The sequence below is a fragment of the Nocardia brasiliensis NBRC 14402 genome, from assembly GCF_000308475.2.
Taxonomy (GTDB): domain Bacteria; phylum Actinomycetota; class Actinomycetes; order Mycobacteriales; family Mycobacteriaceae; genus Nocardia; species Nocardia brasiliensis.
Genome location: NZ_BAFT02000032.1, coordinates 110584 through 117352, shown reverse-complemented (window position 1 = coordinate 117352; position 6769 = coordinate 110584). Strand labels below are relative to the sequence as shown.

Sequence of the window (6769 nt, the reverse complement as noted above, 5' to 3'; positions counted from 1 at the left end):
GGTGCGCTCGGGCGCGCTCGCCCGCGCGGTCGAAGCGCAGCTGAGCGCATGAACGGGCGGGCCGGCGACACGGCTGCGGCAGCCACTTCTCTTTTACTGAACGAGCACAGTCAGGGGCAGATTTCATGACTCGAGTAATCACGGCCGCGCGGGGGACGCAGCTCACCGCCAAGAACTGGCAGGCCGAGGCCGCCCTGCGGATGCTGCACAACAACCTCGACCCGGCGGTGGCCGAGCGCCCGCAGGATCTGGTGGTGTACGGCGGCACCGGCAAGGCCGCGCGCGACTGGGCCAGTTTCGACGCGATCACCCGCTGCCTGACCACCCTGGAGACCGACGAGACGCTGCTGGTGCAGTCGGGCAAGCCGGTCGGCGTGTTCCGCACCCACGAGTGGGCGCCCCGGGTGCTGATCGCGAACTCCAATCTGGTCGGCGATTGGGCTAATTGGCCCGAGTTCCGCAGGCTCGAATCGCTCGGCCTGACCATGTACGGCCAGATGACCGCGGGCTCGTGGATCTACATCGGCACGCAGGGCATCCTGCAGGGCACCTACGAGACCTTCGCGGCGGTGGCCGACAAGCGGTTCGGCGGCAGCCTCGCCGGCACGCTCACCGTGACCGCGGGCCTGGGCGGCATGGGCGGCGCGCAACCCCTCGCGGTGACCATGAACGACGGTGTGGCGCTGGTGATCGAATGCGATCCGGCCCGCGCGCACCGGCGCGTGCAGGAACGCTACCTCGACGAGGTCGCCACCGGCCTGGACGACGCGGTGCGCCGCGTGACCGAGGCTCGCAAGCAGCGAAAAGCCTTGTCCGTCGGGCTGATCGGCAATGCCGCCGAGGTGCTGCCGCGCCTGCTGGAGCTGGGTCTGGATCCCGAGATCGTCACCGACCAGACCTCCGCGCACGACCCGCTGGCCTACCTGCCGCGCGGCATCGCCGTCGAGGACTGGGCGGACTACGCGGCCAAGAAGCCGGACGAGTTCACCGAGCGGGCCCGCGAATCGATGGCCGAGCATGTCGGCGCGATGCTGGGTTTCCTCGATCGCGGCGCCGAGGTGTTCGACTACGGCAATTCGCTACGCGGCGAAGCGCAGCTCGGCGGCTGCGACCGGGCGTTCGATTTCCCCGGCTTCGTCCCCGCCTACATCCGGCCGCTGTTCTGCGAAGGCAAGGGCCCGTTCCGCTGGGCCGCGCTGTCCGGCGACCCGGCCGATATCGCGGCCACCGACCGCGCCATGCTGGAGCTGTTCCCGGCGAACGAGTCCCTGCGCCGGTGGATCACGATGGCGAGCGAACGCGTTGCCTTCCAAGGCCTTCCGGCGCGCATCTGCTGGCTCGGTTACGGTGAGCGCCACCTGGCGGGCCTGCGCTTCAACGAGATGGTGGCCAGTGGCGAACTGCATGCACCGGTCGTGATCGGCCGCGATCACCTCGACTCCGGCAGCGTGGCCTCGCCGTATCGGGAGACCGAGGCGATGGCCGACGGCTCCGACGCGATCGCGGACTGGCCGCTGCTGAACGCCATGCTCAACACCGCGTCCGGCGCGAGCTGGGTCTCCATCCATCACGGCGGCGGTGTCGGCATCGGCCGCTCGATTCACGCCGGGCAGGTGTGCGTCGCCGACGGCACCGCGCTCGCCGCGCAGAAGATCGAGCGGGTGCTCACCAACGACCCCGGCATGGGCGTGATCCGGCATGTGGACGCGGGCTACGACCGCGCGAACAAGATCGCCGCCGAGCGCGGTGTCCGCATCCCCATGCACGAGGCGCTGTGAACCACCGGCCGGGACCGAGCACGACAGGAGCGACGCCGTGGGCGTGAACGAGCTGATGGCCGAAATCGCCGGTGTCGGAAGGGATGCGCGGCGCGGCGGCTATTCGCGCCACGTCTACGACTATGCCGATTTCGAGCTGCGCGACTGGTATATCGACCAGGCGCTGCACATCGGACTGGACGTGAACACCGACCGCAACGGGAACATCTGGGCTTGGTGGGGAAGTCCGGAGGCCGGCGCGGTGGTCACCGGCAGCCATCTCGATTCGGTCCCCGGCGGCGGCGCCTTCGACGGCCCGCTCGGCGTCGCCAGTGCCCTCGCGGCGGTGGAGATCCTGCAGGACAAGGGTTTCACGCCAGCGCGGCCGCTCGCCGTGCTGGTCTTCGCCGAGGAAGAAGGCGGGCGATTCGGGGTGCCCTGCCTCGGTTCCCGGCTGCTCACCGGCGCCCTCGACCCCGATCGCGCCCGCAATCTCCGTGACGCGGAAGGCGTCACCCTGGCCGAGGCGGCGGTGAAGGCCGGGCACGATCCGAAACGGTTCGGGCCCGATCCCGAGTTGCTGTCGAAGATCGGGTGTTTCGTGGAGTTGCACGTCGAACAGGGCCGCGGCTTGATCGAGCTGGACAGCCCGATCGCCACCGGCAGCACCATCATCGCGCACGGTCGCTACCGATTCTCCTTCTCCGGGCAGGGCAATCACGCGGGTGCGACCAGACTCGGCGACCGGCACGACCCGATGCTGCCCGCCGCCGCCGTGGTGGCCGCCGCCCGCCGGGCCGCGGCCGCGATGACCGACGCCCGCGCCACCGTGGGCAGGCTCGTACCCACACCCGGCGGCACGAACGTGATCGCCTCCACGGTGGACCTGTGGCTGGACGCGCGCGCGGCAGGCGACGGCCGCACCGCGGCACTCGTGGACGACATCACCGAGGCGGCGTTCGCGGCCGCCGCGGCCGAGGGCTGCGAGCTGACCGTCACCGAGGAGTCCTATTCGGACGATGTGGTTTTCGACGAGCCGCTGCGGCAGCGGATGGACAAGGTGCTCGGCGGTGTCCCCGCGCTGCCGACCGGCGCCGGGCACGATGCGGGCATTCTCGCGGCCCACGTGCCCTCGGGCATGCTGTACGTCCGCAATCCCACCGGTGTCAGCCACGCTCCCGAGGAGCATGCCGAGGCCGCCGATGTGGCCAGTGGCGCAGCGGGTTTGGCGCGGGTGCTGGAGGAGCTGGCCGGATGAGCCGCGACCAGCTCGGGAGCACCACGCCCGCCGCCGCGCCGGAGGTATGGCCGTGACCGTGTATTGGGCCGAATATGCCTGGCTGCCGGATGGTTTGGCGGCCGGGGTGACGATCGATGTGCGCGGCACGGCGATCCATGCGGTGGTCCCGGGCACCGAGCCCGCCGGGGAGCTGCTGCGCGGGCTGACCGTGCCGGGATTCGCCAACGCGCACTCGCATGCCTTCCATCGTGCGCTGCGCGGCCGCACCCAGCACGATCAGGGCACGTTCTGGACCTGGCGGGAGCGCATGTACGCCGTTGCGGCACGGCTGGATCCGGATTCGTACTACCGGCTGGCCCGCGCCGTCTACGCGGAGATGGTGCTGGCCGGCTACACCAGCGTCGGCGAGTTCCACTACCTGCACCACGCGCCGGGTGGCGTGCCCTACGCCGACCCCACCGCCATGAGCGCCGCGCTCGCAGCCGCCGCCGTGGACGCGGGCATTCGGCTGACCCTGCTCGACACCTGCTATCTCGCAGGCGGTTTCGGTGTCGAACTGGGGGAGCATCAGCTGCGCTTCAGCGACGGCACCGTGGACGCGTGGGCCACCCGCGCCGCCGCGTTCACGCCGGCCTCGGAGCTGGTGCGCACCGGCGTCGCCGCGCATTCGGTGCGGGCCGTGCCGTCGGCCGCGCTGCCGGTCATCGCGGCGGCGGCGGCCGGCCGGCCGTTGCATGTCCACCTGTCCGAGCAGCCCGCCGAGAACAGCGATTGCCTTGCCGCGCACGGCCTCACGCCGACGGCCCTGCTGGCGAAGACCGGGGTGCTCGGGCCGCAGACGGTCGCGGTACACGCGACCCACCTCACCGCCCTGGACATCGGCCTGCTCGCCGACTCCGCCAGCCGGGCATGCTTCTGTCCCACCACCGAACGGGACCTCGGTGACGGTATCGGCCCGGCGCGTGCGCTGTCCGACGCCGGCGTCGGACTGTGCCTCGGCACCGACAGTCACGCGGTGATCGACGCGTTCGAGGAGTGGCGGGCGCTCGAACTCGACGAACGTCTGGCCAGCCGGGCCCGCGGCCGCTTCACCCCGGCCGAGTTGTACCGGGCCGCCACCGATCACGCGTCCATCGGCTGGCCCGAAGCCGGGCGGATCGCCGCCGGCGCGGCCGCCGACCTGGTCACCGTCGACCTGGATTCGATCCGCACCGCGGGTACCGCGCCCGCCGCCGCGCTGTTCGCCGCCACCGCGAGTGACGTCCGCGCGGTGCTGATCGCCGGGCGGGCGGTCGTGGCCGACCACCGCCACATGCACGTGGACCACCCAGCAACCGTGTTGCGAGAGGAGATCGAGGCCCTGTGTCGACCCTGATCACCGGTATCGGCGAACTCACCACCAATACCGAGGAGGGCCAGCTGCGCGACGCGGCGGTGCTGCTCGACGGCCAGCGCATCGCGTGGGTCGGCGCGGCCGCGGCGGCGCCCGCGGCCGACGAACGGGTCGACGTCGGCGGTCGTGCCGTGCTGCCCGGCTGGGTCGACAGCCACACCCACCTCGTCTTCGCCGGGGACCGCACCGCCGAGTTCGAGGCGCGGATGGCGGGACGGCCCTACCGCGCGGGCGGCATCGCGACCACCGTCGCCGCCACGAGAGCCGCGTCGGACGAACAACTTTCGGCTAATCTGGCGCGGCACATCGCCGAGGCCAGGCGGCAGGGCACGACCTGCATCGAGACCAAGACGGGCTACGGGCTCAGCGTCGCCGACGAACTGCGCTCCGCCCGGCTCGCCGCCGCGGCCGCCGACGAGGTGACCTTCCTCGGCGCGCACCTGGTGCCGTCCGGGATGACCGCCGACCACTACGTCGATCTGGTGTGCGGCGCGATGCTCGACGCGGTCGCGCCCTACGTGCGGTGGGCCGATGTGTTCTGTGAGACCGGCGCGTTCGACGAGGCCCAGACCGACCGGGTGCTGCGGGCGGCCGGTGCGCGCGGCCTCGGGTTGCGCGTGCACGGCAACCAGCTCGGCCCCGGGCCGGGCGTGCAATTGGCGGTGAAACACGGTGCGGCGAGCGTGGATCACTGCACCTATCTGACCGACGCCGATATCGAAGCGCTCGCCGCCTCCGACACCGTCGCCACCGTGCTGCCCGCCTGCGACCTGTCCACCAGGCAGCGGCTCGCCCCTGCCCGCGCGCTGCTGGACGCGGGCGCGACGGTCGCGCTGGCCACCAACGCGAACCCCGGCAGCTCCTACACCACCTCGATGGCGTTCTGCGTGGCGACCGCGGTCTTGCAGATGGGTCTCTCGGTCGCCGAAGCGGTGTACGCCGCGACCGCGGGCGGCGCACGTGCGCTGCGCCGCGACGACGTCGGCGTGGTGCGCGCCGGTGCGCGCGCGGATCTCCAGGTACTGGACGCACCGTCGGTCACGCACCTGGCCTATCGACCGGGCGTGCCGCTGACGTTCGCGGTGTGGCGGCTCGGCCGGGCGGTCGTGGTGCCGGTGCGCGACTGATCCGCTCAGCGCGCTGGGAAGCGTACGACGCGATCGTCGTTCGGTCGCTCGTCGCCGCGTCCGTCGGTGTTGGAGGTGGTGATCCACAGTGCGCCGTCCAGTGCCGCGATGACGGTGCGCAGGCGGCCGTAGGTGTTGCGCAGTTCGGCGCGTGGCTCGCCGGGTACTCCGTCGCGCAGGGGCACCACCCACAGCCGCTCGCCGCGCAACGCCGCGACATACAGTGTGTCCCCGCCGATCGCGATGCCGGAGGGCGACGCCTCGGCGGTCGACCAGGTGAGCAGCGGCTCGGTGAATCCGCGATCGGCGCCGCCTTTCCCCTCGACGGTCGGCCAGCCGTAGTTGCGCCCGGGTTCGATCAGGTTGATCTCGTCGAACCTGTTCTGCCCGAACTCCGCCGCGAACAACCGCCCCGACCCGTCCCACGCCAAGCCCTGCACATTGCGATGGCCGAGACTGTAGACCGGCGAGCCCGGAGTCGGGTTGCCTTGCGCCGGTTGGCCTTCGGGGGTGAGCCGGAGGATCTTCCCGTTGGGGCTCGCGGGATCTTGCGAAAGCCCGCTCTGCCCCGCGTCGCCGGTCCCCACATACAGCATGCCGTCCGGCCCGAAGGCGATCCGTCCACCATTGTGGTTGCCCGCCTCAGCGATTCCGGCGAAGATCAGCTCCGGTGGCCCGTCCGGCCGCAATCGGACGATCCGATTGTCGTTCTCCGCCGTGAAATAGGCGTACACCTGGCGGTTTTCGAGATACCCGGGGGACAGGGCCACACCAAGGAGCCCGCCTTCGCCGCGCGCGACGACGCCCGGCACCTGGTGCACCTGTTCGGGCGCCTGGCCGGGCATGATCCGCAGAATCCGCCCGCTGTCGCGCTCGGCCACCAGGGCGCCGCCGCCGGGGATCAGCGCGAGCCCCCACGGCACATCGATGCCCTGCGCGATCTCCTCGGCCGCGTCCAGCGCGGGGGTGCCCGCTGGGTTGCTCGCGGCGGTGAGCGGCGCGGTGGTCACCGGTGCGGTCCTGGTCGGCGCGGTGGCCGGTTCGTCGGACTCCGCACACGCGGACAGGGCGCCGACCAGCAGCATCGCCGCCGCACCGGCGCGTATCCAGCGGACGTTGCTCGACCTGATCGCCGCCTTGCGCACGAGCGCACCTCCGCTGTCATCGCGTGTGGACATCGAGTTGTCCATTGTCGTCCAGCGTGCCGCGCGGCGCGCTGGAACAAGCCGCATCGGTGACCCGCGCGGCACGG

5 protein-coding genes are annotated in these 6769 nt (G+C 71.7%); 4 read left to right on the top strand and 1 reads right to left on the bottom strand.

The window, feature by feature from the left end:
- Positions 1–125 precede the first annotated feature (125 nt).
- The 4 genes from hutU to hutI are packed head-to-tail and all read left to right on the top strand — an operon-like array spanning position 126 to position 5517.
- On the top strand, positions 126–1778 hold the full coding sequence (gene hutU / locus TY25_RS09585) for a urocanate hydratase (protein WP_042255555.1): 1653 nt from the start codon (positions 126–128) through the stop codon (positions 1776–1778).
- 37 nt (positions 1779–1815) lie between these two features.
- Positions 1816–3015 (top strand): allantoate amidohydrolase, encoded by a 1200-nt coding sequence (locus tag TY25_RS09580; RefSeq protein ID WP_088606883.1) that lies wholly within the window; start codon positions 1816–1818, stop codon positions 3013–3015.
- Positions 3016–3067: 52 nt separating this feature from the next.
- Positions 3068–4372: a formimidoylglutamate deiminase gene (locus tag TY25_RS09575; protein WP_088607223.1), complete on the top strand. Its 1305-nt coding sequence runs from the start codon at positions 3068–3070 to the stop codon at positions 4370–4372.
- On the top strand, positions 4360–5517 hold the full coding sequence (hutI, locus tag TY25_RS09570; RefSeq protein ID WP_042255554.1) for an imidazolonepropionase: 1158 nt from the start codon (positions 4360–4362) through the stop codon (positions 5515–5517). Before TY25_RS09575 ends, hutI begins: the two co-directional genes overlap by 13 nt.
- A 5-nt stretch (positions 5518–5522) precedes the next feature.
- Here the strand turns inward: hutI and TY25_RS09565 are convergent, their stop codons facing one another.
- Positions 5523–6602, bottom strand: coding sequence for a PQQ-dependent sugar dehydrogenase (locus TY25_RS09565; RefSeq protein ID WP_201773652.1), 1080 nt, complete (start codon positions 6600–6602; stop codon positions 5523–5525).
- Positions 6603–6769 lie beyond the last annotated feature (167 nt).

What these genes read in the sequence shown, in the direction of transcription:
- hutU (WP_042255555.1), top strand. Translation starts at nt 126, where the DNA reads ATGACTCGAGTAATCACGGCCGCGCGGGGGACGCAGCTCACCGCCAAG.
- TY25_RS09565 (WP_201773652.1), bottom strand. Translation starts at nt 6,602, where the DNA reads ATGCTGCTGGTCGGCGCCCTGTCCGCGTGTGCGGAGTCCGACGAACCG.